Origin of the sequence: Amycolatopsis sp. NBC_01488, from assembly GCF_036227105.1 — a bacterium.
Classification (GTDB): Bacteria; Actinomycetota; Actinomycetes; order Mycobacteriales; family Pseudonocardiaceae; genus Amycolatopsis.
The window spans coordinates 3342026-3365440 of record NZ_CP109434.1; the positions used below are offsets into that span (position 1 = coordinate 3342026).

24 protein-coding genes are annotated in these 23415 nt (G+C 70.6%); 12 read left to right on the top strand and 12 right to left on the bottom strand.

What is annotated here, in order from left to right:
- The first annotated feature begins 34 nt into the window (after positions 1-34).
- Entirely contained in the window at positions 35-1630 is a 1596-nt protein-coding gene (locus tag OG738_RS16245; protein ID WP_329054847.1) for an amidohydrolase, read from the top strand.
- Positions 1631-1634: 4 nt separating this feature from the next.
- On the opposite strand, the gene OG738_RS16250 is transcribed toward OG738_RS16245, so the two are convergent.
- Positions 1635-1991, bottom strand: a complete 357-nt coding sequence (locus tag OG738_RS16250) for a hypothetical protein (protein ID WP_329054848.1) — start codon at positions 1989-1991, stop codon at positions 1635-1637.
- A gap of 55 nt (positions 1992-2046) precedes the next feature.
- Between OG738_RS16250 and OG738_RS16255 the strand changes: the two genes are divergently transcribed.
- From OG738_RS16255 to OG738_RS16280, 6 genes are all read left to right on the top strand, one after another.
- Positions 2047-2487 carry a GNAT family N-acetyltransferase gene (locus OG738_RS16255; RefSeq protein WP_329054850.1) on the top strand — a complete coding sequence of 147 codons (441 nt, stop codon included), beginning with the start codon at positions 2047-2049 and terminating at the stop codon, positions 2485-2487.
- A gap of 40 nt (positions 2488-2527) precedes the next feature.
- On the top strand, positions 2528-3211 hold the full coding sequence (locus OG738_RS16260; RefSeq protein ID WP_329054852.1) for a metal-dependent transcriptional regulator: 684 nt from the start codon (positions 2528-2530) through the stop codon (positions 3209-3211).
- 83 nt (positions 3212-3294) lie between these two features.
- A complete protein-coding gene (locus OG738_RS16265) occupies positions 3295-4113 on the top strand; it encodes an LLM class flavin-dependent oxidoreductase (protein WP_329054853.1) in 819 nt (272 codons plus the stop codon).
- Between the two features lie 72 nt (positions 4114-4185).
- Positions 4186-4530 (top strand): transcriptional regulator, encoded by a 345-nt coding sequence (locus tag OG738_RS16270; RefSeq protein ID WP_329054854.1) that lies wholly within the window; start codon positions 4186-4188, stop codon positions 4528-4530.
- Between the two features lie 47 nt (positions 4531-4577).
- Entirely contained in the window at positions 4578-5636 is a 1059-nt protein-coding gene (locus tag OG738_RS16275) for a zinc-binding dehydrogenase (protein WP_329054856.1), read from the top strand.
- A gap of 248 nt (positions 5637-5884) precedes the next feature.
- On the top strand, positions 5885-6508 hold the full coding sequence (locus tag OG738_RS16280; protein ID WP_329054858.1) for an alpha-ketoglutarate-dependent dioxygenase AlkB family protein: 624 nt from the start codon (positions 5885-5887) through the stop codon (positions 6506-6508).
- Here OG738_RS16280 and OG738_RS16285 read toward each other — a convergent pair.
- Positions 6505-7086, bottom strand: coding sequence for an ArsR/SmtB family transcription factor (locus OG738_RS16285; RefSeq protein WP_329054860.1), 582 nt, complete (start codon positions 7084-7086; stop codon positions 6505-6507). The genes OG738_RS16280 and OG738_RS16285 overlap by 4 nt on opposite strands.
- 76 nt (positions 7087-7162) lie before the next feature.
- Here OG738_RS16285 and OG738_RS16290 point away from each other — a divergent pair, with 76 nt between their 5' ends.
- From OG738_RS16290 to OG738_RS16300, 3 genes are all read left to right on the top strand, one after another.
- Entirely contained in the window at positions 7163-7522 is a 360-nt protein-coding gene (locus tag OG738_RS16290) for a hypothetical protein (protein WP_329054861.1), read from the top strand.
- On the top strand, positions 7515-7751 hold the full coding sequence (locus OG738_RS16295) for a hypothetical protein (protein WP_329054862.1): 237 nt from the start codon (positions 7515-7517) through the stop codon (positions 7749-7751). Before OG738_RS16290 ends, OG738_RS16295 begins: the two co-directional genes overlap by 8 nt.
- Before the next feature lie 149 nt (positions 7752-7900).
- The gene (locus OG738_RS16300) at positions 7901-9052 is read left to right on the top strand and encodes an IS481 family transposase (RefSeq protein WP_329054863.1); all 1152 of its coding nucleotides are present in this window, start codon (positions 7901-7903) and stop codon (positions 9050-9052) included.
- A gap of 58 nt (positions 9053-9110) precedes the next feature.
- On the opposite strand, the gene OG738_RS16305 is transcribed toward OG738_RS16300, so the two are convergent.
- Genes OG738_RS16305 through OG738_RS16325 form a run of 5 tightly spaced genes read right to left on the bottom strand, consistent with a single transcriptional unit; the run spans position 9111 to position 13352 of the window.
- The gene (locus OG738_RS16305) at positions 9111-9944 is read right to left on the bottom strand and encodes a biotin-dependent carboxyltransferase family protein (RefSeq protein WP_329054865.1); all 834 of its coding nucleotides are present in this window, start codon (positions 9942-9944) and stop codon (positions 9111-9113) included.
- A complete protein-coding gene (locus OG738_RS16310; RefSeq protein ID WP_329054866.1) occupies positions 9941-10552 on the bottom strand; it encodes a 5-oxoprolinase subunit B family protein in 612 nt (203 codons plus the stop codon). Before OG738_RS16310 ends, OG738_RS16305 begins: the two co-directional genes overlap by 4 nt.
- Positions 10549-11301 carry a LamB/YcsF family protein gene (locus OG738_RS16315; RefSeq protein WP_329054867.1) on the bottom strand — a complete coding sequence of 251 codons (753 nt, stop codon included), beginning with the start codon at positions 11299-11301 and terminating at the stop codon, positions 10549-10551. The genes OG738_RS16310 and OG738_RS16315 overlap by 4 nt, the downstream gene beginning before the upstream one ends.
- Position 11302: 1 nt before the next feature.
- Positions 11303-12097 (bottom strand): putative hydro-lyase, encoded by a 795-nt coding sequence (locus tag OG738_RS16320; RefSeq protein ID WP_329054868.1) that lies wholly within the window; start codon positions 12095-12097, stop codon positions 11303-11305.
- A 10-nt stretch (positions 12098-12107) separates the two neighbouring features.
- Entirely contained in the window at positions 12108-13352 is a 1245-nt protein-coding gene (locus OG738_RS16325) for an MFS transporter (RefSeq protein WP_329054869.1), read from the bottom strand.
- A 115-nt stretch (positions 13353-13467) separates the two neighbouring features.
- Here OG738_RS16325 and OG738_RS16330 point away from each other — a divergent pair, with 115 nt between their 5' ends.
- Positions 13468-14190, top strand: a complete 723-nt coding sequence (locus OG738_RS16330; protein WP_329054870.1) for a GntR family transcriptional regulator — start codon at positions 13468-13470, stop codon at positions 14188-14190.
- A 284-nt stretch (positions 14191-14474) separates the two neighbouring features.
- On the opposite strand, the gene OG738_RS16335 is transcribed toward OG738_RS16330, so the two are convergent.
- From OG738_RS16335 to OG738_RS16355, 5 genes are all read right to left on the bottom strand, one after another.
- Positions 14475-15839, bottom strand: a complete 1365-nt coding sequence (locus OG738_RS16335) for a ricin-type beta-trefoil lectin domain protein (protein WP_329054871.1) — start codon at positions 15837-15839, stop codon at positions 14475-14477.
- 10 nt (positions 15840-15849) lie between these two features.
- Complete coding sequence (locus OG738_RS16340) at positions 15850-17709, bottom strand: ricin-type beta-trefoil lectin domain protein (protein WP_329054873.1); 1860 nt, start codon at positions 17707-17709, stop codon at positions 15850-15852.
- Positions 17706-18773, bottom strand: coding sequence for a ricin-type beta-trefoil lectin domain protein (locus OG738_RS16345; RefSeq protein ID WP_329054875.1), 1068 nt, complete (start codon positions 18771-18773; stop codon positions 17706-17708). Before OG738_RS16345 ends, OG738_RS16340 begins: the two co-directional genes overlap by 4 nt.
- Positions 18774-18850: 77 nt before the next feature.
- Complete coding sequence (locus OG738_RS16350) at positions 18851-20074, bottom strand: family 16 glycosylhydrolase (RefSeq protein WP_329054876.1); 1224 nt, start codon at positions 20072-20074, stop codon at positions 18851-18853.
- Positions 20075-20754: 680 nt separating this feature from the next.
- Positions 20755-21990, bottom strand: coding sequence for an ROK family transcriptional regulator (locus OG738_RS16355; RefSeq protein WP_329054878.1), 1236 nt, complete (start codon positions 21988-21990; stop codon positions 20755-20757).
- A 132-nt stretch (positions 21991-22122) separates the two neighbouring features.
- On the opposite strand from OG738_RS16355, the gene OG738_RS16360 reads away from it, so the two are divergent.
- Positions 22123-23310: an ROK family transcriptional regulator gene (locus OG738_RS16360; RefSeq protein WP_329054880.1), complete on the top strand. Its 1188-nt coding sequence runs from the start codon at positions 22123-22125 to the stop codon at positions 23308-23310.
- Positions 23311-23415 lie beyond the last annotated feature (105 nt).

A 23415-nucleotide genomic window follows, 5' to 3' on the forward strand; every position in this document is an offset into this window, starting at 1 on the left:
GACGTTCGATCGATCGATCGATAGCCTCGGGCTCATGTGGGTCGACACGGTTTACGAGAACGCCACGGTGTGGACGGGCGCGGGCGTCACCAGCGCGCTCGCCGTGCTGCACGGCCGGGTCGTGGCTTGGGGCGACGACGCTCTCGAGCTGTCCGCGCGCTCGCGGGTCGACCTCGGCGGCGGGTTCGTCGTGCCCGGCTTCCACGACGCGCACAACCACATGGCGTGGTTCGGGATGGGCCTGGACGACGTCGCGCTGGGCGGCTGCCGCAGCGTCGAGGAGGTCTACGACGCCGTCGCCGCCCGGGCCGCGACGCTGCCGGCCGGGAGCTGGGTGGTCGGCAGCGGGTACGACCAGAACAAGCTCGCCGGCGGGCACCCCGACCGGCACGGGCTGGACCGCGCCGCGCCGGGGATGCTCGTGCGGCTCAAGCACACGTCCGGGCACATGACCGTGGTCAACTCGGCCGTGCTCGACCAGCTGGACCTGGCTCACGTCCCGGTCGGCGGCGATGTCGTGCTCGACCCGGACGGTTCGCCGACGGGGTTGCTGCGCGAGCAGGCCCAGCTGCTGCTGCGGCCGCTGACGTACCCGACGCCGGTTTCGCGCGTGGTGCGCGGGCTCGGCCGAGCATCCGAGCGGTACCTGGCCGAGGGCATCACCAGCGTCCAGGAGGCCGGGATCGGCGGCGGCCTGGTCGGCGAGACGCCCGCCGAGCTGGCCGCCTACCAGCAGGCGCGCGAGCAGGGCGTGCTGCGCGTGCGCAGCACGGTGATGGTCGCCGCGAGCGTGCTGCACGACCTCCCCGACGGCGCCGGCTTCGGCCTCGACCTCGGCCTGCGCACCGGCCTCGGCGACGAGTGGCTGCGCGTCGGCCCGATGAAGCTGTTCGCCGACGGCTCCCTGGTCGGGCGCACCTGTGCGATGCACGAGCCCTTCGACGGCGAGCCCGAAAACCGCGGCTACTTCCAGGTGCCCGAGGACGAACTCGCCCGCACGATCCGCCGTGCCCACGAGGCCGGCTGGCAGATCGCGACGCACGCGATCGGCGACCGCGCGATCACCGTCGTCCTCGACGCCTACGAAGCTGCGTTGGCCGCTTCGCCGCGCACGGACCACCGGCACCGCATCGAGCACTGCGCGGTGCTTCAGCCCGCGGAGCTGTCTCGGCTCGCTTCGCTGGGGTTGCTCGCTTCGCCGCAGGGACGGTTCGTCAACGAGCTCGGCGACGGCATGCGCGCCGCGCTCGGCGAGTCTCGCGTGCCGTGGTGCTACCGGCTGCGAAGCGTCCTCGACGCGGGTTGCGTGCTTCCCGCGTCCTCGGACCGCCCGGTCGTGAACGGCGCGCCGCTGCTCGCGCTCGCCGACATGGTTCGGCGGCGCACGGCGTCAGGCGCCGCCTTCGCGCCCGAAGAGGCGTTGACGCCGGAGCAGGCGTTGCGCGCGTACACGTACGGCTCGGCCTACGCGACCTTCGCCGAGCGTGACCTGGGCACGCTCGAGCCCGGGAAGCTCGCCGACTTCGCCGTGCTGTCCGGCTCGCCGCTCGACGAGTCCGCTTTGGACGGGCTGACCGTGCAAGGCACCGCCGTCGGCGGCGAACTGCGTTATCAAGCTCGGCTGTCGTGAGGCCTCACCGCTTCCCGGAACCGCCGCGCGCCGACGACCTGCGCGCGGCGGCCACGAACTCGAGTGCCTCCTCGGCCAGCTCGGCCCAGGGCTGGCTCGAACCGGTGTCCAGGGCCAGCCACTCCTTCATCGGCGTGCCCTTGTTCGCGTCGAAGCGGGCGCCGTGCCCGCCCGCGACCAGCTCGTCGACCCTTGCCCGCGGCAGCTTCAGCACCAGCTGCCCGCGGACGAACATGGCGAAGATCCGGCCGTCCACGCGCAGCGCCGTGCGCCCGAAGCCGCCGGTCGCGCCGGGTGGCGTGATACCCGGGCGTCCGGTGAACTCGTCGACCAGGTCCTCGAACTTGCCTTCCGGTGACATCGACCACCTCCGACCCCGACCGTAACGACCACCACCGACAGAAACGGGAGGCGAGATGCCCGTCCGCGACGCCGTCTTCGAAGACATCGAAGAAATCTGCGCGCTCATCGAAGAGCACGCCGTCTACGAGGACAACCACGACCTCAAGCTCGACCGCGCCGAGATGAGCGGTCACCTCTTCGGGCCCGATCCGAAGGCGTGGGTGCTGATCGCGACCCCGCCCGGCGAGCCCGGGACCGTCGCCGGCTTCGCCTTCTGCAGCTGGAACTTCTCGACGTGGGAGGCCCGGCCGGGGATCTGGCTGGACGACCTGTTCGTCCGTCCCGCCCACCGCCGCTACGGGCTCGGCAGCGAGCTGCTCGACGCGCTGCGCAGCCGCACCACCGGGCGCGTCGAGTGGGACATGCAGGAGGGCAACGAAAAAGGCGAGGCGTTCTACGCCCAGCTCGGCGCGGAACCCGTCCCCGGCTGGATCCGCTACCGCTGGCGGCCGTGAACTTTCACGAGAAAGAACCCGGCCCCGTATCGTATGCGGCATGGGAGATGGTTCGGTCCGGAGGTCCTCGTCGGTCGAGGACTACGTCCGGGTGATCTACGGCCTGGTCGAACGCGGTGAGGCGGTCACGAACACCTCGCTCGCCGGCCGGCTGGAGGTCAGCCCGTCCTCGGCGTCGGGGATGGTCACGAAGCTGTCCCAGCTCGGGCTGGTCACCCACGTGCCGTACCGCGGGATCGAGCTGACCGCCGACGGCCGGCTCCTGGCGCGCTCGGTGCTGCGGCGCCACCGGCTGATCGAGACGTACCTGGTGTCCGAGCTCGGCTACACGTGGGACGAGGTCCACGCGGAGGCGGACGCGCTGGAGCACGCGGTGTCCGACCGGCTGATCGAGCGCATCGCGGCCAAGCTGGGCAACCCGGTCCGCGACCCCCACGGCGACCCGATCCCGGCCGCCGACGGCAGCGTCGAGGAGCTGTCGGTCCGCATCCTGGACGACCTCGAGCCGGGCGCGGTGGGCGAGATCGTCCGGGTGTGGGACACGGACCCGGAGCTGCTGCGGTACCTGACGGAACACGCGATCAACCTGGGCGAACGCATCGAGGTCGTCGAGCGCCAGCCGTTCGGGGGACCGATGGTGGTGAAGGTGGGCTCGCCACCGGACGCCGCTACGCACGCCATCGGCAAGGAGATCGCGCAGGCCCTGTCGGTCACCCTGCGCTGAGCGCGTTGACGTCGGGCTGCGTATGCGCGAGTGACGTCCTGAAGCGGATGTGGTGACACCCCCGCGGCCACGACCATGGCCGCATGAAACCCTTTCGCTTCGGTATCGTCGCCGGTTTCGCGCCCGATCTCACCACCTGGACCGCTCAGGCCGAGCGCGTCGAGAAGCTCGGCTTCGACACCCTGCTCGCCACCGATCCCGTCGGCACCGCCGATCCCTTCGTCCTGCTCGGGGCCGCCGCCGCGGTCACCATGGATCTCACCGTCGGCACGTTCGTCCTCGCCGATCCCTTCCGGGACGCGAAAGCCCTCGACTGGCAGGTCCAGACCCTGCACCAGCAGACCAGGGGCCGCTTCGAGCTCGGGCTCGGCGTCGGGCGGCCCGGCGCCGAGGAGCACACCGAACACCTCGGCCGGGAGTTCGGCGCACCGGGTGAGCGCATCACACGGATGGCCGAGACGATCGCGCACTTCAAACGATCGATCGACCGTCCACGGCTGCTCCTCGCCGGCGGGGGACCGAAAATGCTGGCGCTCGCCGCGCAAGAAGCGGACAGCCTCACCTTCACGTGGGCGCCCAAGACCACCGAAGCGGAGGCGGAGTCCATTGTGGATCGATTCCGTAAGCTGGCTGACGAACGGCTGCCGGACATCGAGCTCGGGCTGAACCTGATGGCCGTCGGGGACGAACCGTCGCCGGGGATCGCGCGGTGGGCCGGGGTCGACGTTCCCGAACTCGCTGCTGCCCAAGCCGTCACCGTGCTGCCCGCTGATCCAGGTCAAGCGGCGGAAAGGCTTCTCGGGTGGCGGGAGCGGTGGGGGATTTCCTACGTCACGATCAACTCGGGCTACGCGGAACCGTTCGCCGAGATCGCCGCGGAGGTGCGGCTCGCAGGTGGGTGAGGGCCCTTCCGATCTTGCGAAGCTGGGCCTACGCTCCAATTTTCGTATTCGGGAGTGCTTCGGAGCGTTGTGATGACCGGTCAGCGAACTCGCACCATCGACCGGGGGGAACAGGCGGAGCTGAGCCAGCTGCTGTCCGCCGGGCCGTTCGACGTGGCCCTGCGGGCGGCGATCCGGGCCCGCGGGCTCGGGCTCGATCGGATCCGCTATCGCTTACGCGGCAGGGGAACCACGGTCAGCCTGGCCACCCTCAGCCACTGGCAGTCCGGGCGGTGCCGGCCCGAGCGGCCGGAATCGTTGGAGGCGTTGCGGAATCTCGAGGACATCCTGAACGTGCCGGACGGCTCGCTCAGCAAGCTCCTCGGCCCGCCTCGCGGCAGAACGCGTTTCCACGTGCAGTCGCCGCCGCTCAATTGAGCAGTACCAACGGAAAACCGCTCAGGTGAGCACGTAGGCTCGGCACCATGCGAGCTGTGGTGATGGAGGAGTTCCGCGTCCCGCCCGTCGTGCGGGACGTGCCGGAGCCGGTGGCGCCGCCGGGTGGCGCGGTGATCGAGGTCGACGCCACCGGCGTCTGCCGCAGCGACTGGCACACGTGGCAGGGCCACGACACCGCGGTGACGCTGCCGCACGTCGCCGGGCACGAGCTGGCCGGCCGGATCGTCGCGCTCGGCACGGGCGTGCGCGGGTGGGCGCTCGGCGCGCGCGTCACCGTGCCGTTCGTGTGCGCCTGCGGCTCGTGCCCCCAGTGCGCCCGCGGCGACCAGCAGATCTGCGACCGCGAGTTCCAGCCCGGTGCCACCCACTGGGGGTCCTTCGCCGAGCGCGTCGCCATTGAACACGCGGAGCCGAACCTCGTCGCGCTGCCGGACTCGCTCGGCGCCGCCGAAGCCGCCGCGCTCGGCTGCCGCTTCGGGACGGCGTTCCGCGCGGTGCTGCGGCAGGGCCGGGTCACCGCGGGGCAGTGGGTCTCCGTCTACGGCTGCGGTGGCGTCGGGATCTCCGCGGTGCTGCTGGCCGTCGCGGCGGGCGCGAAGGTCGTCGCCGTCGACGTCTCGCCGTCGGCGCTGGCGTTGGCGGCGAAGTTGGGGGCCACCCTGACCGTCGACTCCTCGGCCTTCGACGGCCCGGAAGCGGTCGCTGCGCACGTGCGCGAGCTGACCGGCGGCGGCACGCACGTCTCGCTCGACTGCCTCGGCGCGCCGTCGACCTGCGCGGCGTCGGTGGGCAGCCTCCGCAAGCGCGGCCGGCACGTCCAGGCGGGGCTGATGCCGCCCGCGCAGGGGATCGCGCCGATCCCGATGCACCGGGTCGTCGGCGGCGAGCTGGAGCTGGTCGGCGTCCACGGCCTCCAGGCCCACGAGTATCCGGAGCTGCTGCGCGTCGTCGAGACGGCGGGGATCGACCTCGCCGCGCTGATCGGGCGCCGCATCGGCCTCGACGACGTCCCGGCCGCACTGGCCGCGATGAACGACCCCGTGCCCACTCGGGCGGGCGTCACCGTCGTGACGTTTCGTGACTGATCCGCGTCGGCGAGGTCAAGTGACCCGTTCGTAGCTGATCCACGCTGGCTTTGTGACATTCGGGTGTGGGAACGTCTATTCATGGTGGCCCATAGCGAGGGGAGTCGGCCGCAGGAGCGGCCCGATGGTCCGATCGGGCGGCTCCTGCGGCTGTATGCCGCCGCGAGCGTGACGTTCCGCGGTCACCGGCTCGTGCCCTCGGTGATCACCGAGCGTGTCCGACAGGAGTCTCCGGCACAATCGAGGTGATGGACGCCCTCCTGCCGCGCCCGCGCGCCGAACTCGCGCCCGGTGCCGTGCACATGCCCGACTGGCTCGGCTTCGACGAACAGCGCGAGCTCGTCGCGGCCTGCCGCGGCTTCGTCGGCTACCGCCACACCCGGCTGCCCAACGGCGGCGTGATGTCGGTGAAGTCCGTCTGCCTCGGCTGGCACTGGTACCCGTACGGCTACTCGCGCACGACCGGCGAGGGCACGCCGGTGCTGCCGTTCCCGGACTGGCTCGGCGACCTCGGCCGGCGCGCGCTGGCCGACGCGTACGGCGAGGCCGAGGCGTACGAGCCGGACATCGCACTGGTCAACTTCTACGACGCCACCGCGAAGATGGGCCTGCACCAGGACAAGGACGAGCGCAGCCTGGCGCCGGTGGTGTCCTTCAGCCTCGGCGACGCGTGCGTGTTCCGCTTCGGCAACACCGAGACCCGCGGCCGGCCGTACACCGACGTCGAGCTGCGGTCGGGTGACGTGTTCGTGTTCGGCGGCACGTCCCGGCTCGCCTACCACGGTGTCCCGAAGACGGTGCCGGGCACGGCGGATCCGGCGCTCGGCCTGACCGGCCGGCTGAACATCACCCTGCGGGTCTCCGGGCTCTAGTCCGCTGTGGACTCCTCTTCCTCGGGCACGACGATCAGCCGGACGGCGACCGCGCGCGAGCCCGGCGGGTGGTGGCCCGGCTCGGTGACGTACTTCCAGAGCAGGTTCTGGTACTCCTCGACGAACGACGCGACCTGCTCCTTCGTCAGGGTCAGGCCACCGCGGTAGATCTGGTTCCAGCCGTCGGCGCTGTCGTAGCCCGCGTACGCCCGCGTGACCAGGCCGAGGTCGTGGCTCATCTTGAGCGCGCCGAGCTTGTGCGCGGCCTCGCGCTCGTCCGGCGTCATCTCCAGGCCCGGCGGGGTGTAGATGTCCTTCATCAGCGACCGCCACCAGCGTTCGCGGCCGGTCGAGCGCTCCTCGATCTCCGCGATCAGCTCGAGGTCGGCGAGCCTGCGGAGGTGGTAGCTGGTCGTCCCGGTGCTCTCGCCGAGGGCCTTCGCGACGCTCGTCGAGTTCGCTTCGCCGTGTTTGCCCAGGTAGGTCAGGATGTCGCGGCGCACGGGGTTGGCCAGGGCCTTGTAGAAGGCCTTGAGATCCGCGCCGGTGAGGACGCGTCGTTCGGGACGTTCGACCATGTCCGGAGCGTACTACAGAGATTGTTTGCAAAGAATCTCTGCAATTGGCTACCGTGGTCCGCGAACGGGGGTTCGCATGAAAAGACTGTGCTGGGCGGCGGGGCTGTGCCTGCTGCCGTGGATCGCGGTACTGGGGATGACGCTGCCGGACGTCGTGGCGGCGCAGCACTGGCGGCTGGCCTGGACGGGCTTCGACGCGGCGGAGGCGCTCGGCCTGCTGCTCACGGCGTGGCTGCTCGGACGCGGCGACCCGCGGACGCCGCTGGTCGCGACGGCCACGGCGACGCTGCTGCTGGCCGACGCCTGGTTCGACGTCGTGACGGCCGCCGACGACGTCGGGTTTTCGCTGCTCATGGCCGGTTTGGAGGTACCGCTGGCGCTGGCGTGCCTGACGGTGGCGCTGCCCGTGCGACCGGCGGTGCCGGCGCATGTCTGAACTGGACCCGCGCCTGCGCGACGAGATCGACGACCAGGTCGCGGAGATCCTGGACGTCTACCTGGCCGAACGGGCGCCGCGCCGGAAGTGGCGGGGCGGCGGGCCGCTGGTGGTGACGGTGGCACTGGGGGTCGTCACCACCTGGCTCGCCCCGGCCGCGGCCTGGGCGGCGTGGCCGGCGATCGCGGCCACGAACGTCGCCTGGCTGGTCTGCCGCGGCCGGTCGTGAGTGAGAAACAGGGTTAGAACGCTGTGCCGCAGCTCAGGACATCGCCGACAGTTGATGTCTCAGGACATCGCGGACACTGATCGGCCTGTCGGCGTAGTGACCAGGGCTTTTGTGGTGATCATGCGGCGATGGGCAGAACAGGGTTTTCGATGGATCCTGAGTTCGTCGCCGCGGTCGCTCGGGTCGCTCACGGCGAGAAGATCAACGTGGCGCGGTTCTGCCACGAGCACGGCGTGTCCCGGGACACCTTCTACAAGTATGTAACCCGGTTCCGCACGGAGGGAGCCAGCGGGTTCACCCGCCGCAGCACTGCCCCGCACCACCGCCCCAGCACCCTCGGCGCGGCGGTGGCCGAGGCGGTGCTGCGGGCCCGCAAGGAACTGGCCGAGGCAGGCCTCGACAACGGCCCGATCTCCATCCGCTGGCGGCTGAAGGACGCCGGGGTCACCCCGGTCCCGTCGCGGGCCTCGATCCACCGGATCCTGTGCGCCCACGGCCAGATCGTCCCGCAGCCGCGCAAGAAACCCCGGACCCGGCGCCGGTTCACCTACGCCGACCCCAACGGCTGCTGGCAGATCGACGGCATGGAGCACCACCTCGCCGACGGCACCAAGGTCTGCATCCTCCAGATCCTCGACGACCACTCCCGCCTCGACGTCGGCTCCTACGCCGCCCCCGGCGAAACCACCGCCGACACCTGGACCGCGCTACAACACGCCTTCGCCGGCTACGGCGTACCCGTAAAACTCCTGTCCGACAACGGGCTCGCCTTCACCGGCCGCCACCGCGGCTGGATGGTCGAACTGGAACGCCACCTCGCCGAACTCGGGGTCACCAGCATCGCCTCCACCCCGCACCACCCGCAGACCTGCGGCAAAAACGAACGCCTCCACCAGACCTTGCAGAAATGGCTCGCCGCCCGACCACCCGCCAAGAACCTTGCTGCCCTGCAACAGCTTCTCGACGAATACCGACAGGAGTACAACAACCGCCGCCACCAAAGCCTCGACGGCCAGACACCCCAGCAACGCTACGACGCCCGCCCCAAAGCCACCCCCGCCACCGGGCCCCACCGGCCCAGCGGCGTCACCACCCGCCCCGTCTCCGCCACCGGCGTGATCGCCTTCTCCGGCTGCTCCATCGTCCTCGGCCGCACCTGGGCCGGGCACGCCGCCACCGTCTACTGGCAAGGCGACCGCGTCACCGTCATGATCAACGACACGGTCGCCCGCCAACTCACGCTAGACCGCTCGGTACGCTACCAACGCCTCACCAACCAGAAACTGTCCGGAAAGTCCTGAGACATATCTGTCCGATATGTCCTGAGACAGCGCACAGGGTTAGAACGCTGTTTCTCACTCACGACGCGGGACGGAAGCGGAGGGTCTGGCCGGGGCGCAGCTGGGCCGCGAGATCCAGGTCGGCTTCCTCGACGACCGCGATCACGGGGTAGCCGCCGGTCGTCGGGGAATCCGCGTGGAACAGGATCGGCCGGCCCGACGGCGGTACCTGCAGCGATCCCGGGACGCACGCCTCGGACGGCAGCTCGTCGTGACGAACCCGCGAAAGCGGCGAGCCGGTGAGCCGGATGCCGACGCGGTCCGAGTCCGGCGAGACCGTGTACACAGTGGACAGCAGCTGGTCCGGCGAAGCGAACCAGTCGCGACGCGGGCCCGGAGTCACGTGCAACACCGGCTCGGAAGGCAACGCCGCGCGCGGTGCCAAATCGACGACCGGGAACGCCCCGGGAGTGCCCACCGGCAGCAGCATTCCGGCGGCGAGCGGCGGCGGGCCCAGCTTCCCGAGCGTGTCGGTCGAGCGGGAGCCGAGCACCGGCGGGACGTCGATCCCGCCGCGCACCGCGACGTAGCACCGCAAGCCCGCGGAAGCCGTGCCCAGCACGAGTTCGTCGCCCGGCCACAACGTCATCGGCGCGTTCAGGCCGCCCGGCGACACCGGGCACGACGCGCCGGTCACCGCCACCGTCGTCACGGCCGAGGCGCGCAGCACCAGCCCGCCGAGCGTGACCTCCAGGGCCGCGGCGCCCGGAGCGTTCCCGACGAGCCGGTTGGCCAGCTCGAACGACGCGCGGTCCGCGGCACCGGAGCGGCCGACGCCGAGCGCCGCGTGCCCGGGCCGGCCGAGGTCCTGCACCGTCGTCGTGAACCCCGGCCGCACGACTTCGAGCTTCACGCCGTCACCGCCTCGAACCGCACTCGCGTGCCGGGCGGCAGCAGGTTCGGCGGGTCGCGTTCGACGTCCCACACCGGCACGGCCGTCCGGCCGAGCAGCCGCCAGCCGCCGGGCGACGCGCTCGGGTACACCGCGCTGTACTCGCCGGCGATCGCCACCGACCCCGCCGGGATACGCGTCCGGGGTGTCGACCGGCGCGAGACGTGCAGCGCCGGGTCCAAACCGGACAGGTACGCGAAGCCCGGCGCGAAGCCGCAGAACGCCGAGACGTACGCACCCGCGCGGTGCCGCGAAATCACCGCGGCGACGGACAAGCCCGTCTCGGCCGCGACGTCGGCCAGGTCCTCACCGTCGTACACTACCGGGATCACCACCTCGGCCGAAGCGGACACCGCACTGTCCACAGGGGACACTTCGCGCAGCACCGAACCCAGGCGGTCCGCGTCCGTCACCGTCGGGTCGAAGCGGACCAGCAGCGTCCGGGCCGCCGGGACCAGCTCCTCGACGCCCGCCAGGTCCAAGGAGCGCACAGCGGCCTGGAAGCCGAGCACGTCGTCCAGCTCCACCAGCACCGCGCGCCGCCCGCACGGCAGCAGCCGGACGGTCATCCGGTGAACGCGCCGAGCGGCACGTCCGCGCGGGCCAGCCCGTCGCGGATCCGCCGCGCCAGCTCCACCGCGCCCGGCGTGTCCCCGTGCACGCACAGGGAGTCCGGGCGCAGGTCGAGCTTGCCGCCGTCGGCCGTCACGACCCCGCCGCCGGACGCCATCGTCACCGCCCGCTCGGCCACCGCCGCCGCGTCGTGCAGGACCGCGCCCGGCTTCTTGCGCGAGACGAGCCGGCCTTCGGCGGTGTACGCCCGGTCGGCGAACGCCTCCGCGTACGCCAACACGCCGGCTTTTTCCGCCTGCCGCTGCATTTCCGAGTCCGGCAGGCAGAGCAGCGCGAGCGCGGGGTCGTAGCGGCGCAGGCCGTCGACGATCGCCGCCGCCTGCTCGACGTCCACCGCCGCGGTGTTGTACAGCGCGCCGTGCGGCTTCACGTACGTCACGCGGCTGCCCGCCGCGCGAGCGAACGCGTCCAGCGCGCCGATCTGGTACAGCACCTCGTCGGCCAGGTCGTCCGGCGCGATGTCGAGCGCGCGCCTGCCGAAGCCGGCCAGGTCGCGGTAGCCGACGTGCGCCCCGATCGCGACGCCGCGCTCGGCCGCCAGGTCGCACACCCGCCGCATCACCGACGGGTCGCCGGCGTGGAAGCCGCAGGCGACGTTCGCGCTGGTCACGATGTCGAGCATGGCTTCGTCGTCGCCCATCTTCCAGGCGCCGAAGCCCTCTCCGAGATCGCTGTTCAGGTCCATTTCAGCCCACCCGGTATTCGCTGTCGAGCCGGTCCGTGATGAACATGTACCCCGGTGCGTGGGTGATCGCAAAGGGGGGCCGCGACGCCATCAGTGCCGCCTGCGGCGTGACCCCGCAGGCCCAGAACACCGGGACGTCACCCGGTTCCGCGTCCACGGGATCCCCGAAGTCCGGCCGTGCCAGGTCCTCGATCCCCAGCGCACGCGGATCGCCGACGTGCACGGGCGCGCCGTGCACGGCCGGCATCGCGCGGGTGATGCGGATGGCGTCGTCGACGCGGTCCTCCGGGATCTGCCGCATCGACACGACCATCGGCCCGAACAGCCGCCCGGCGGGTTCGCACGGCCGGTTCGTCACGTACATCGCGACGTTGCGGCCCTGGTCGACGTGCCGCAGCGGCACGCCCTCGGCGGCCAGCGCCGTCTCGAACGTGAAGCTGCAGCCGATGGAGAAGGCAACCATGTCGCTGCGCCACAGGCCGGTCGCGTCGGACACCTCGCCGGCCAGCACGCCGTTCTGCCAGATCCGGTAGCGCGGCAGGTCGGTGCGCAGGTCCGCGCCCTCGGCGAGCCGGGTGGCCGGGTCGCCCGGGTCGGTGACGTCGAGCAGCGGGCACGGCTGGGGGTTGCGGGTGCAGAACAGCAGCACGTCGTAGGCCCAGTCCTCGGGCACGGCGATCAGGTTGGTCTGGGTGAAGCCGTTGGCCCAGCCCGTGGTGGGGTGAGCGGTGCCGCGGCGGAACACTTCGCGCGCTTGCGCGGGGGTGTACGTCGCGGGTTCGTCAAAGGTCGTCATGAGTTCCCCCTCAGTCGACGAGTTCGATACCGCGGGTCTCCGGAAGCCCCAACAGTGCCAACACGGCGATGCCGTAGCCGAGCGCGCCGAACACGATCGCGCCGCCCGCGCCGAGGAAACCCACGACGGTCGGGAAGATCGCGCCGACCGCGCGGCCGAAGTTGTACGTGAAGCCCTGTCCCGTCCCGCGCAGCGCCGTCGGGTACAGCTCGGCGAGGTAGGCGCCGAAGCCGCTGAAGATCGCGGACATCGAGAAGCCGAGCGGGAAGCCGAGCACCAGCACGAGACCGTTGGCGCCCTTGGGGATCTGCGTGTACGCGACGATCAGCGCGGCCGAGAGCAGCGCGAACGTCAGGAAGGTCTTCTTGCGCCCCATCAGGTCCGTGAGGTAGCCGCCGCAGACGTACCCGACGAACGCGCCGGTGATGAGGAACGCGAGGTAGCCGCCGGTGCCGATCACGGTCAGCTCGCGCGTCTTCTTCAGGTAGGACGGCAGCCACGTCGAGATCGTGTAGTACCCGCCCTGGACGCCGGTGGCGAGCAGCGCGGCGAAGAGCGTCGTGCGCAGCAGGTCGGCCTTGAAGATCTTGACGAGCGTGCCTTTCGTGCGCTCGGTCTTCAGCCGTTCCTCGGCGCGCGGCGCGTCCTTGACGCTCTTGCGCACCCACAGCACGAGCAGCGCGGGGATGACCCCGGTCCAGAACATGATGCGCCAGGCCACGTCGTCGCTCGCGACGCTGAACACGACGGTGTAGACGATCACCGACAGGCCCCAGCCGACTGCCCACGCGCTCTGCACGAAGGCCACGGTCCGGCCGCGGTAGCGGGCCGAGGAGTACTCCGCGACCAGCGCGGCACCGGCTGCCCACTCGCCGCCGAAGCCCAGGCCCTGCAGTGCGCGGAAGACCAGCAGCGTCTCGAAGTTCGGCGCGAACCCGCAGAGCACGGTGAAGATCGTGTACATCGCGATGGTGATCTGGAGCGTGCGGACGCGGCCGATCCGGTCGGCCAGCATGCCCGCGCCCACGCCGCCGACGGCCGACACGACCAGCGTCGTCGTGCCGAGCAGGCCGGCTTCCCCGCTCGAAATGCCGAAGTACGCGGTGATCGCGGCCAGGCCGAGCGGCAGGGTCTGGTAGTCGAACGAGTCCAGGCCGTAGCCGCCGAACGCGCCGACGAAGGCGCGTCGCCCGCGTTTGCCGAGCGTGCGGAACCAGTCGAACGGCCGGGCCTCGGTAGCAGTTGTCGCAGTCATGGGGCACCTCCTGGCCAGTGTCTCATCGTGGCGTGTCTCACACAGTAAGGATTGTTGAACAATTCCACAAGACGGCAGTTGGATCGTCCTCAGTGTGACGGGTACCATCCGTGCTGTGGGCATCGAAGACAGCGACGTTCCGGGCCTGGAGGCCGACCGCGGCCTGGTCAGCCGCAAGAGCACGGCCGAGCGGGTGGCCGGCGTGCTGCGCAAGCGCATCGCGGAGGGCTTCTTCCTGCCCGGCGGCCGGCTCTCGGAGCAGGACATCGGCAACGCGCTCGGCGTCTCGCGCAACACGCTCCGCGAGGCGTTCCGGCTGCTCACGCACGAGCGGCTGCTCGCCCACGAGCTCAACCGCGGCGTCTTCGTCCGGATCCCGAGCGTCGAGGACGTCGTCGACATCTACCGCGTCCGCAAGATCATCGAATGCGCCGCGGTCCGCGGCGTGACGGCGAAGCCGGCGACGTTCGCGCGGATTCGCGAGAAGGTCGAGATCGGTGACGAGGCCGCGCGCACCGGCAACTGGAAGGACCTCGGCACCGCGAACGTCTGGTTCCACCAGGAGCTGGCCGCGCTGTCCGGCAGCGAGCGCGTCAACGAGCTGGTCGGGCGGCTGACCGCCGAGCTGCGGCTGGTCTTCCACATCATGGCCGAGCCGCGGCGCTTCCACGAGCGCTACCTGCCGCGCAACCACGAAATCCTCGACCGCGTCGAGGCCGGCGACGGCACGGGCGCGGAGCAACTGCTGATGAAGTACCTCGAAGACGCGGAGGAACAGCTGGTCGACGCGTATGCCGACCGCGCCGAGGCGGCCCGCGCGGCCGTCGCGGCGGACTGACTACTTCTTGCGGCACGTGAGCCACGGCGGCCGGCGTCCACTGTCGATTCGGGCACGGCGGGCCAGTCTGCGGCTGCCCGTTCGGGCACCCCGGCAATTTGACGGTCCCCAATCACGCCTCGGCTCGCTAACCTGCGAAAGCGGTTTCGCCGTCGGAGACCCCCAGCGGCAGGCGAAACCTCACCGCTGCCGGGCCGGGGCCTCCCCAGTGCCACGGTCCGGCAGCCCTTCGAACGCGGAACAGGCCCGGCCGGAACCCCGGCCGGGCCTGTCGCTGCACGCCGTCAGCCGGCGTAGCGGGCGAAGATCCTCGTGAAGTCCCACGCCTGCTGGGAAACGCCCGAACACGTGTCGTCGTTCGGGTAGGCCCCCGGGCACGGGCGGTCCCGGTTGGCCGACCAGAACGTCAACCGGGCCAGGTGGTGCTGGTTCGCGTAGGCCAGGATCGTGGTGAAGTCGTTCAGCGTGACCGTTTCGTTGTTGTCCGTGATGCCGTTCATCGACGAGATGCCCATGTGCCGGTAGGCCGTGTCGTCGTCATAGCCGTAAGCCGACTTGACGACGTTCTTGAGGCCCTCGGCCGCGCGCTGCGTGAGCGTGCCCATGTTCTGGCCCGCGCCGCCGAAGTCGAACGGCATGATGACCCAGCCGTCGACCGTGAGCCCCGACTGCGCGGCCCGGTTCACCAGGCTGTTGTCCGGTCCGGACTGTCCGGTGCCGAAGGTGACGTAGATCTTGATGCCCGGGTTGTTCGCCCGGACCGTCTTCAGCGCGTCGACCGTGCGCTGCTGCACCGTCGGGTTGCTGTAGGCGTCGGCCTCGATGTCGATGTCGATCGCCTTGAGGCCGAAGGCGCTGATCACCTTCTGGTAGCCCGCCGCCAGCTCGCCCGCGCTGCCGCACGACGACTCCAGCTTGTTGCCGGAGTAGCCGCCGAACGACGGGATGACGTCGCCGCCGCCCGCCCGCACCGTGTTGATGGTGTTCTGGTCGACGCCGCCGGTGAGCGCCCGGCCGCCGTCCCACTGCGGGTTGCAGTAGCCGTTGGACAGGACGAACGCCAGCGTGAACCACTTGACGCCGGTGGCGCTCATGATCGTCGACGGGCTCGGCGGGTTGCCCCAGCCGTTGTAGAGGTACGGCGCCACGGCCATCGCGCCCGGCCCGGGCGGCGGGGTCGTGCCGCCGCTCGGGAGCGTCCACTGCTGGTTGGCCGTGCTCGCGCACGTCCAGATCTGCAGCCGGGTGCCGTTCGCGCTGGAGTTGCCGGTCGCGTCGAGGCACTTGCCCGACCCGGTGTTGACCAGGTTCTTCGCCGCGTTGGCCGTCCACTTCTGGGCGTTCGAGCCGTTGCAGTCCCAGAGCTGGATCGTGGTGCCGTTGGCGGTGCCCGCGCTGGTGACGTCGAGGCACTTGCCCAGCGCCTGCAGGGATCCGTCGGACCCGACTGTCCACTGTTGGGCGTTGGAGCCGTTGCAGTCGTACAGCTGGATCGCCGTGCCGTTCGCGGTGCTCGCCGCGTTGACGTCGACGCACTTGCCGGCGAGGCCGGTGATCGGCCCGGTCGCCGCCTGCGCGACGCCGGGCAGGAGGACCACGGCGGACGCGGCGATCAGGCCGCCCACCGCGGTCAGTGCTCGCTTCTTCATGCCTTGCTCCTCAAGCCGGGACGGTCCACTTCTGGTTGGCCGCGCCGGTGCAGGTCCAGATCTGCAGCCGGGTGCCGTTGGCGCTGGAGTTGCCGGTCGCGTCGACGCACTTGTTCGACGCCGAGCCGACGAGATCCCTGGCCGCGGTGGCCGCCCACTGCTGGTTGGCCGTGCCGCCGCAGTCCCACAGCTGCAGCTGCGCACCGTCCGCTGTGGACTGTCCGGTGACGTCGAGGCACTTGCCCAGCGCGCGGATCGTGCCGTCGGTGCCGACCGTCCACTGCTGCGCGGCCGAGCCGTTGCAGTCGTAGAGCTGGACCGCGGTGCCGTTGGCGCTGTTCGCGCCGGCGACGTCGATGCACTTGCCGCCGAGGCCGGTGATCGCGCCGGTCTTGCCGGTGCCGCCGCCCGTGCCCTGGTTGCCCGCCCAGGTGAAGGTCGCCGACGTGTGGCCGGGCAGGGTGTAGGTGAACGACGAGTTGCCCCAGTTCACGCGCACGCTCTGGCTTCCGGTGCCGGAGTTGTACGCGATCAGCGCCTTGGAGCCGTCCGGGTTCTTCCAGGCGACGTTGCGGACGGTCGAGTTGTCGTTCGAGTCGATCCGGTACGCACCCGGCTTCACGAACTTCGTCAAGTGGCCCATCGTGTAGTACTCGACGGTGTAGTCCACCTGCCCGCTGCGCGAGTCTCCGTTGTGGACGGTGATCAGGCCGGTGCAGGTGCCGCAGCCGCCGTTGTGCGGGCCCATGTTCTGGTCGACGGCGAGGCTCCACTTGGTCACGCTCTTCGACCAGTTCCGGGTGTAGTCCACGATGTTGTTCATGTCCTCGGCCTGCTGGTTCGAGATCCAGGTGCCGCCGGAGTGCTCGGTCGAGTAGGCGTTGACGTTCGGGTACTGGTTGTGGGTGGTCGTCTGCTGCGTGATGTCGCCGCCGTACCCGTGCCAGGCGACGCCGCCGAAGTTCGGGTGGTTGCGGATGGCCGCGTCGTCGAGCGTCGGCGCCCCGTAGGACGCGTAGGTGTCCCAGTTCCAGTCGAGCGCCAGGACCTTTGTGGACAGTCCGGCGCCTTGCAACGCCGGCAGCAGGTTGTTCTTCGCGAAGTAGGCCAGGCCCGCGCCGTTCCAGTTGGTCGACGGGTAGCTCGAACAGCACGTCGGCTCGTTCTGCATCGAGACGTAGTCGATCGGCACGCCCGCGGCCTGGTAGGCCTGGAGGTACTTGACGAAGTACTGCGCGTACGCCGGGTAGTACTGCGACTGGACCCAGCCCAGCAGGTAGCTGTCGTTGTCCTTCATCCACGGCGGCGCGCTCCACGGCGACGCCATCACCTTGGCCTGCGGGTTGAGCTGCTTGGCCTGCTTGGTCAGCGGCAGCACGTCGGCCTGGTCGTGCGCGATCGAGAAGTGCGTCAGGTTCGGGTCGGTCTGGCCGGCCGGCATGTCGTCGAAGGTGTAGCTGTAGCGCGCCAGGTCGGACGCGCCGAGCGGATTGCGGATGAAGCTCAGCCCGATGCCGGCGTTCGGGTCGAACAGCTTGCGCATCGTGTCGTCACGGGTGGCCTGCGACAGCGCCCCGCTGGAGTTCATCAGCCACGCCGCGGTGTCCGTAAAGGACGCTCCGCCGCCTTCGAACTGCTGGTAGGTGGTGTTCTCGTTGACGTTGATGGTCACGCCGCCGGTGCCGGTGCCCGCGGCGAAGGTGACCGGCGTCTGCTGCTGCAGGCCGCGCGTGACCGTTCGGCCGCCGGCGTCGCTGGTCGTGGTCAGCCAGACGTTCACGGTTTCGCCCGCGGCCTGCGCGGGCGCGGCGAAGGTGGCCGCGGCGAGCGCGGCGACCCCGAGCATGCTGAAGAGAGAGCGTTTTCTCATGGGAGCGTCCACTTCTGGTTCGCGCCGGACCCGCAGGTCCAGATCTGGAGCCGGGTGCCGTTGGCGGAGGAGTTGCCGGTCGCGTCGAGGCACTTGCCGGAACCGGCGTTCACGAGGTTCCGCGACCCGTTGGCCGACCACTTCTGGGCGCCCGAGCCGTTGCAGTCGTAGAGCTGGACCGTCGTGCCGTTCGCGGTGCCGGCGCTGGTGACGTCGAGGCACTTGCCGAGCGCGCGGACCGCTCCGTCGGAGCCGACTGTCCACTGTTGAGCGGTCGTGCCGTTGCAGTCGTAGAGCTGGACGGCGGCGCCGTTGGCGTTGTTCGCGCCCGCGACGTCGACGCACTTGCCGCCGACACCGGTGATCTGCCCGCCACTGGCCGGGGGCGGCGTGGTGGTGCCGCCGGCGAACTGCGTGGCGACCTGCTCGCCGAGGCTGGTGGCGTTGGCGTGGTTTTCGATCGGGTCGACGTGCGTGTTCGGGAACACGATGTAGGTCACCGGGCCCTCGGTGCCGCCGTTCTTCGGGTCCGGGTTGATGCCGAGGTTCGCGGCGGTGGCGTAGGACGCCTCGCCGATGATGCTCGTCGGGCCGGTGTCGCCGACCACGGCGTAGGTGACCTGGTCGTGGTAGATCACCGCCACGACCGATCCGCCGTCGATGCCGTAGTTGCGGTAGTCCCAGGTGGACGTCGGCTGCGGCAGGACGATGTAGGGCAGCTGCGCCGCGTTGAGCGGCTGGTCGGTCGAGGTGTGGAACGCGGTGTCGGGGTAGAAGCAGCAGTCGGTGTTCTCGTTGCACTGCGTCGTCCGGACACCGTCGCAGTCGATGTCCATGTCGGCCTTGAAGAACACCGCGCCGTTGGCCTGGCAGACGGGCACGGTGGCCGCGCCGCCTTCGTCGAAGGAATACTTGCCGTTCGAGATCTGCTGGCAGTTCTGCGTTTGCGCGAGCAGCTGACTGGCGGAGGGGCCCGCCTCGACGGCGGCTTGGGCGGAGCCGGTGGTGAGGAAGGAAAGCGCTAACAGGGCACACCCCATTAGCGCGACGAGGAATCGCCGCACTGGGATTCTCCTTGTGGGGGAAGGAAAGAGTGCCAGGTAGGCGGACCGGGCGGGGTCCGCCTACCCGAGGTGGTGGATCAGGGCGTGTTCCACTTCTGGTTGGCGCCGCCGCCGCAGGTCCAGATCTGCAGGCGGGTGCCGTTCGCACTCGAGTTGCCGGTGGCGTCGAGGCACTTGTTCGCGTTGGGGTTCACGATGTCCTTCGCCCCGCTGATCGCCCATTTCTGGGCGGCGGTCCCGTTGCAGTCGTAGAGCTGCACCGGGGTCCCGTCCGCCGTGCCCGCGGCGTTGACGTCCATGCACTTGCCCAGCGCCCGGATCGTGCCGTCGGTGCCGATGGTCCAGTTCTGCGCGGCGTTGCCGTTGCAGTCGGTGATCTGGATCGGCGTGCCGTTGGCGGAGTTCGCGCCCGCGACGTCGACGCACTTGCCGCCGATGCCGGTGATCGTGCCGGTCCGGCCGCTCGGCGGGGTGCCGCCACCGGTGTCGGTGGTGACGTGGACGTAGTCGACGACCAGCTGCTGCGGGAACTGCGTGCTGCTGTTGGGGTCGCCGGGCCAGTACCCGCCGACGGCGAGGTTGAGGATGATGAAGAAGTTGTGGTCGTAGACCCAGCGGTTGCCGTTCAGGTCGGCCGGCGTCCGGGTCTGGTAGAGGTTCCCGTCGACGTACCACTTGATCTGGTTGGGCGACCAGTCCACGGCGTAGGTGTGGAAGTCGTCGGAGAAGTTCGGGCCGTTGTAGGCCGCGCCGATGCCGCCGGAGCCGGAGTAGCCGGGGCCGTGGATGGTGCCGTGCACGGTGTTCGGCTCGAACCCGACGTTCTCCATGACGTCGATTTCGCCGTCGGTCGGCCAGTTGCTGCCGCCGAGCATCCAGAAGGCCGGCCACATGCCCTGCCCGCGCGGGAGCTTCATGCGCGTCTCGAAGTGGCCGTAGGCCTGGCTGAACTTGCCGGCCGTGTTCATCCGCGCGGAGGTGTACTCGCAGCGGCCGTACCAGCAGTTGTAGTTGCCGGGATTTTCCTTCTTGGCGGTGATCACGAGGTGGCCCTGGCCGTCGAGCTGGGCGTTGTTGGTGCCCGAGGTGTAGTACTCCCGCTCGTGGTTGTTGACGTTGTCGCCGGTTTCGAGCTGCCACTTCGACCCGTCGACGGCGGCGCCCGCGGGGCCGTTGAAGTCGTCGGTGAAGGTGGCCGCGGCCATCGCCGCGGGCGCGGTCAGCGCTTGCTGCCCGAGGAACAGCAGCGAGGCGGCGGCGAGGAGGGCCGCTGCTCTTCGGATCTTGCGTGAGGTGGACATCGTTGTCGCCTCTCTCACCGTTGGGGGGACGGCGTTCCGCGCGCAGCACGGAACGCGGGAGGGGGGGAGGTGGCCTCGCATGCCGGGGCGGCGGCAGGCGCGACCGCTTACGCCGGCGCTCGCGGTCCGGGCGGGGTGGACCCACGGGCGGCGACGGGCTGTTCGGTGCCTTTGTTGTGCTTGGCAACAAAGTATGCATGGTCCAGACAAGCCGGGCAACCGTCGGCCGGTCATTTTTTTTCAATCCGAATTAAGGGTGGGGCGCTGACCGCCTCGACGCGGTGCGGGCGGCTCGAGGCGCCGCGGAGGGGGTTCCGCTCAGCGGGGCACGGGCTTGTCCACAGCCTGGCCGAGTTGTGGACAGGCCGGCCTCGGGTGCCGGCTGTGCGCGGGTTTTGTCGGGGGGCGTCGATACGCTGGAGCGGGGATGGTCCCCCTGGGAGGGCGGGCTCTGCTTCGGGGGCCGCGGCGGGGCGGGGCGGGGAAGCGGGCCGGGCTCACGGGCCGGGGCGGGGAAGCGGGCCGGGCTCACGGGCCGTGGCGGTGGATCGGACCGGGGCTGGTCGGGCTCGGGTGTGCGGGGTCGGGGACGGACTGGGCTGGTCCTGGATCGGACCCGCGGCCGGACTCGGGCCGGGTCAGCTCTGCTTCGGGGCCGCGGCGGTGAACCGGGCCGGGGCTCAGGCCGCGTCGGAGTCCGGGGCTCCCGGCTTCACGATCCTCGACGTCGCCCCCTGGTCCAGCAGATCCGCCACCGGCAGCGTCGCCGCTCCCGTGGCGACCGCGTCCAGGCCCAGCGAGCCCAGCTGGATCGACGTCTGGCTGAACGGGTGCCGCAGTGCGTGCTCGCCCGCCACCTCGCGGATGCGGGGCAGCAGCGACTCGCCCAGCGCCAGGCCTGCCCACCCGCCGATCACGATGCGCTCCGGGTTGAACAGGTTGATCAGGTTCGCGATCCCGGCGCCCAGGTAGCCGGCCGTCTCGTCGAGGACGCGGGCCGCCGTCTTGGACTTGGGGGCCGCCTCCAGCAGTGCCGCGAACTGGGCCTGCTCGTCCTCGCCCGGGACGTCCTTTCCGCGCATCCGGCGATACCGTGCCAGCACTCCGCCCGCGCCGATGTACGCCTCCAGGCAGCCGCGTGCGCCGCAGCGGCAGTCGTTGCCGCCGTACGCGATCGTCGTGTGGCCCCACTCGCCCGCGCTGCTCGTCGAGCCGCGGTACGTCGTTCCGTCCGTCACCACCGCCGCGCCGACGCCCGAGCCGATCAGCGCGATCACCGCGTGCCGCGCGCCGCGGCCGGCGCCGAACCACATCTCCGCCTGGCCCTGCGTCTTCGCGCCGTTGTCGACGAACAACGGCAGACCCACGCCCGCGTCCCGCAGCAGCGAAACCAGCGGGACCGCGTCCCAGCCGACCGTCGGCGCGTGGACCAGTACCCGCGAGCCCTGCTCGACCGTGCCCGGGACGCCGATGCCGACGCCCAGCACCGCCGAGTCGTCGATGCCCGCGCTCGCGAACACCTCGCGCAGCCCGGACGTCACCTGCTCGACCGCCGTCGCCGGGTCCGGCGCCTTCGGGAGCGGGTGCTCGACCGTCGCGAGGCGGTTCATCGCCAGGTCGAACAGCTCGACCTTGACGCCCGTCTCGCCGATGTCGACCCCCGCGACGTGCCCGTACGCCGGGTCGACGCGCAGCAGCACCCGCGGCCGGCCGCCGTCGGACTCGACCTGGCCGGCTTCGGTGATGAGCCGTTCTTCGCCCAGCTCGGCGGTCACGTTGCTGACCGTCGCCGCACTCAATCCGGTGAGCTGGCTGAGTTCGTGCCGCGACAGCGGGCCGTCGAAGTACAGTTTCGACAGCAGCAGAGAACGGTTGTGCCTCCGCAGGTCACGGACGGTGGTGCGCTTGCTCGCCATGGGCAACCCATCTGAACTCTTACCGGCTCACTGACAGAATGCCTGATCACCGTAAGTTGTGGCTATGTATTAAGTAGTGAACTAAGTCCTGAAGCCATAGTGACATGGGCGGCGTCTGGCAGAATCCCCCAGGTGACCCAGGTGGTACGCCAGACGACCCGTGACCTCCGGCGGCACAACCGCGCGGCACTCCTCTCCTCCCTGTACCTCCGCGGTCCCGTCAGCAGGCTGGAACTAGTAGCTGAATCGGGCTTGTCGGCCGCCACCGTTACCAACGTCGTCTCCGAGCTCATCGCCGACGGCGTCGTCGCGGAGGCCGGCTCGGTCGAATCCGACGGCGGACGGCCGCGGACGCTGCTGGCCGTGCGGCCGGACTTCGGGCACGTCGTGGGCGTCGACGTCGGCGAGACGCACGTCGAGGTCGGTCTGTTCGACTGCGCGCTCGGGACGCTCGGCACCGTGCGCCACCCGCTCGTCGGCACCCGGCTGGATCCGGACGAAGTGGCCGGACTGGTGCGAACCGGCATCGCGGAAGTGCTCGAAGGCGGCGAACCGGACGCGGTGTTCGGCGTCGGCATCGGCGTGCCCGGCGCGGTCCGCGACGGCGGGATCGTGCACGCGCCGACCCTCGGCTGGCGCGGCGTGGCCTTCGCCGACCTGATCCACCCGCACATCCAAGCGCCCCTCCACCTCGACAACCGCGCCCGCACCCTCGGCCAGGTCGAGAGCTGGCGCGGCGCCGGCCGGGGCGCCGAACGCGCCATCGTCGCGCTCCTCGGCGTCGGGGTCGGGGCCGCCGTCGCGACGGCCGGCCGCTCGCACCCGGACATCACGACCAGCGAGTGGGGCCACACCGTCGTCAAGGCGGCCGGGGCGGCCTGCCGCTGCGGCTCGCACGGCTGCCTGGAGGCCTACGTCGGGACCGAGGCGGTCGTCCGGCACTACGCCGACCGCGTCGGCAAGGAACCGGTCATCGGGGACGAAAGCGACGACGAACTGGCAGCCATCGTCGCCGAAGCGGCGAACCCGGGTCCGGCCGCCGACGTGCTCGCCGAGACCGCCGAATACCTCGGGATCGGCATCGCGAACCTGATCAACCTGCTCAGCCCGGACCGGGTGGTGCTTTCCGGCTCCGCGGGGGCGATCATGGGACCGGCGATCCTGCCCGCCGTGCGCGACGCGGTGGGCCGGCACGCGCTCGACTACCTGGCCGGGCACACCGAGGTCGTCCTCGGCCGGCTCGGGCCCGAGGCGGTCGCGCTCGGTGCGGCCACCCTGCCCATCGCGCAACTGCTCGCGAACGGGGGTCGAACCGGCTGAAACCCTTGCGACGCAAGGAGTAGTCCGGTCCAAAGGCCAAGGCAAGCAGTTCTTTTATTACTTAAACTTAGGTACAAAACGTTACCGCCGTGTTATTGACGTGAC

Excerpts from the sequence above, each read along its gene's own strand:
- OG738_RS16245 (WP_329054847.1), top strand. The coding sequence starts at position 35 with ATGTGGGTCGACACGGTTTACGAGAACGCCACGGTGTGGACGGGCGCG.
- OG738_RS16250 (WP_329054848.1), bottom strand. The coding sequence starts at position 1,991 with ATGTCACCGGAAGGCAAGTTCGAGGACCTGGTCGACGAGTTCACCGGA.
- OG738_RS16255 (WP_329054850.1), top strand. The coding sequence starts at position 2,047 with ATGCCCGTCCGCGACGCCGTCTTCGAAGACATCGAAGAAATCTGCGCG.
- OG738_RS16260 (WP_329054852.1), top strand. The coding sequence starts at position 2,528 with ATGGGAGATGGTTCGGTCCGGAGGTCCTCGTCGGTCGAGGACTACGTC.
- OG738_RS16265 (WP_329054853.1), top strand. The coding sequence starts at position 3,295 with ATGAAACCCTTTCGCTTCGGTATCGTCGCCGGTTTCGCGCCCGATCTC.
- OG738_RS16270 (WP_329054854.1), top strand. The coding sequence starts at position 4,186 with ATGACCGGTCAGCGAACTCGCACCATCGACCGGGGGGAACAGGCGGAG.
- OG738_RS16275 (WP_329054856.1), top strand. The coding sequence starts at position 4,578 with ATGCGAGCTGTGGTGATGGAGGAGTTCCGCGTCCCGCCCGTCGTGCGG.
- OG738_RS16280 (WP_329054858.1), top strand. The coding sequence starts at position 5,885 with ATGGACGCCCTCCTGCCGCGCCCGCGCGCCGAACTCGCGCCCGGTGCC.
- OG738_RS16285 (WP_329054860.1), bottom strand. The coding sequence starts at position 7,086 with ATGGTCGAACGTCCCGAACGACGCGTCCTCACCGGCGCGGATCTCAAG.
- OG738_RS16290 (WP_329054861.1), top strand. The coding sequence starts at position 7,163 with ATGAAAAGACTGTGCTGGGCGGCGGGGCTGTGCCTGCTGCCGTGGATC.
- OG738_RS16295 (WP_329054862.1), top strand. The coding sequence starts at position 7,515 with ATGTCTGAACTGGACCCGCGCCTGCGCGACGAGATCGACGACCAGGTC.
- OG738_RS16300 (WP_329054863.1), top strand. The coding sequence starts at position 7,901 with ATGGATCCTGAGTTCGTCGCCGCGGTCGCTCGGGTCGCTCACGGCGAG.
- OG738_RS16310 (WP_329054866.1), bottom strand. The coding sequence starts at position 10,552 with ATGACCGTCCGGCTGCTGCCGTGCGGGCGGCGCGCGGTGCTGGTGGAG.
- OG738_RS16315 (WP_329054867.1), bottom strand. The coding sequence starts at position 11,301 with ATGGACCTGAACAGCGATCTCGGAGAGGGCTTCGGCGCCTGGAAGATG.
- OG738_RS16320 (WP_329054868.1), bottom strand. The coding sequence starts at position 12,097 with ATGACGACCTTTGACGAACCCGCGACGTACACCCCCGCGCAAGCGCGC.
- OG738_RS16325 (WP_329054869.1), bottom strand. The coding sequence starts at position 13,352 with ATGACTGCGACAACTGCTACCGAGGCCCGGCCGTTCGACTGGTTCCGC.
- OG738_RS16335 (WP_329054871.1), bottom strand. The coding sequence starts at position 15,839 with ATGAAGAAGCGAGCACTGACCGCGGTGGGCGGCCTGATCGCCGCGTCC.
- OG738_RS16340 (WP_329054873.1), bottom strand. The coding sequence starts at position 17,709 with ATGAGAAAACGCTCTCTCTTCAGCATGCTCGGGGTCGCCGCGCTCGCC.
- OG738_RS16350 (WP_329054876.1), bottom strand. The coding sequence starts at position 20,074 with ATGTCCACCTCACGCAAGATCCGAAGAGCAGCGGCCCTCCTCGCCGCC.
- OG738_RS16355 (WP_329054878.1), bottom strand. The coding sequence starts at position 21,990 with ATGGCGAGCAAGCGCACCACCGTCCGTGACCTGCGGAGGCACAACCGT.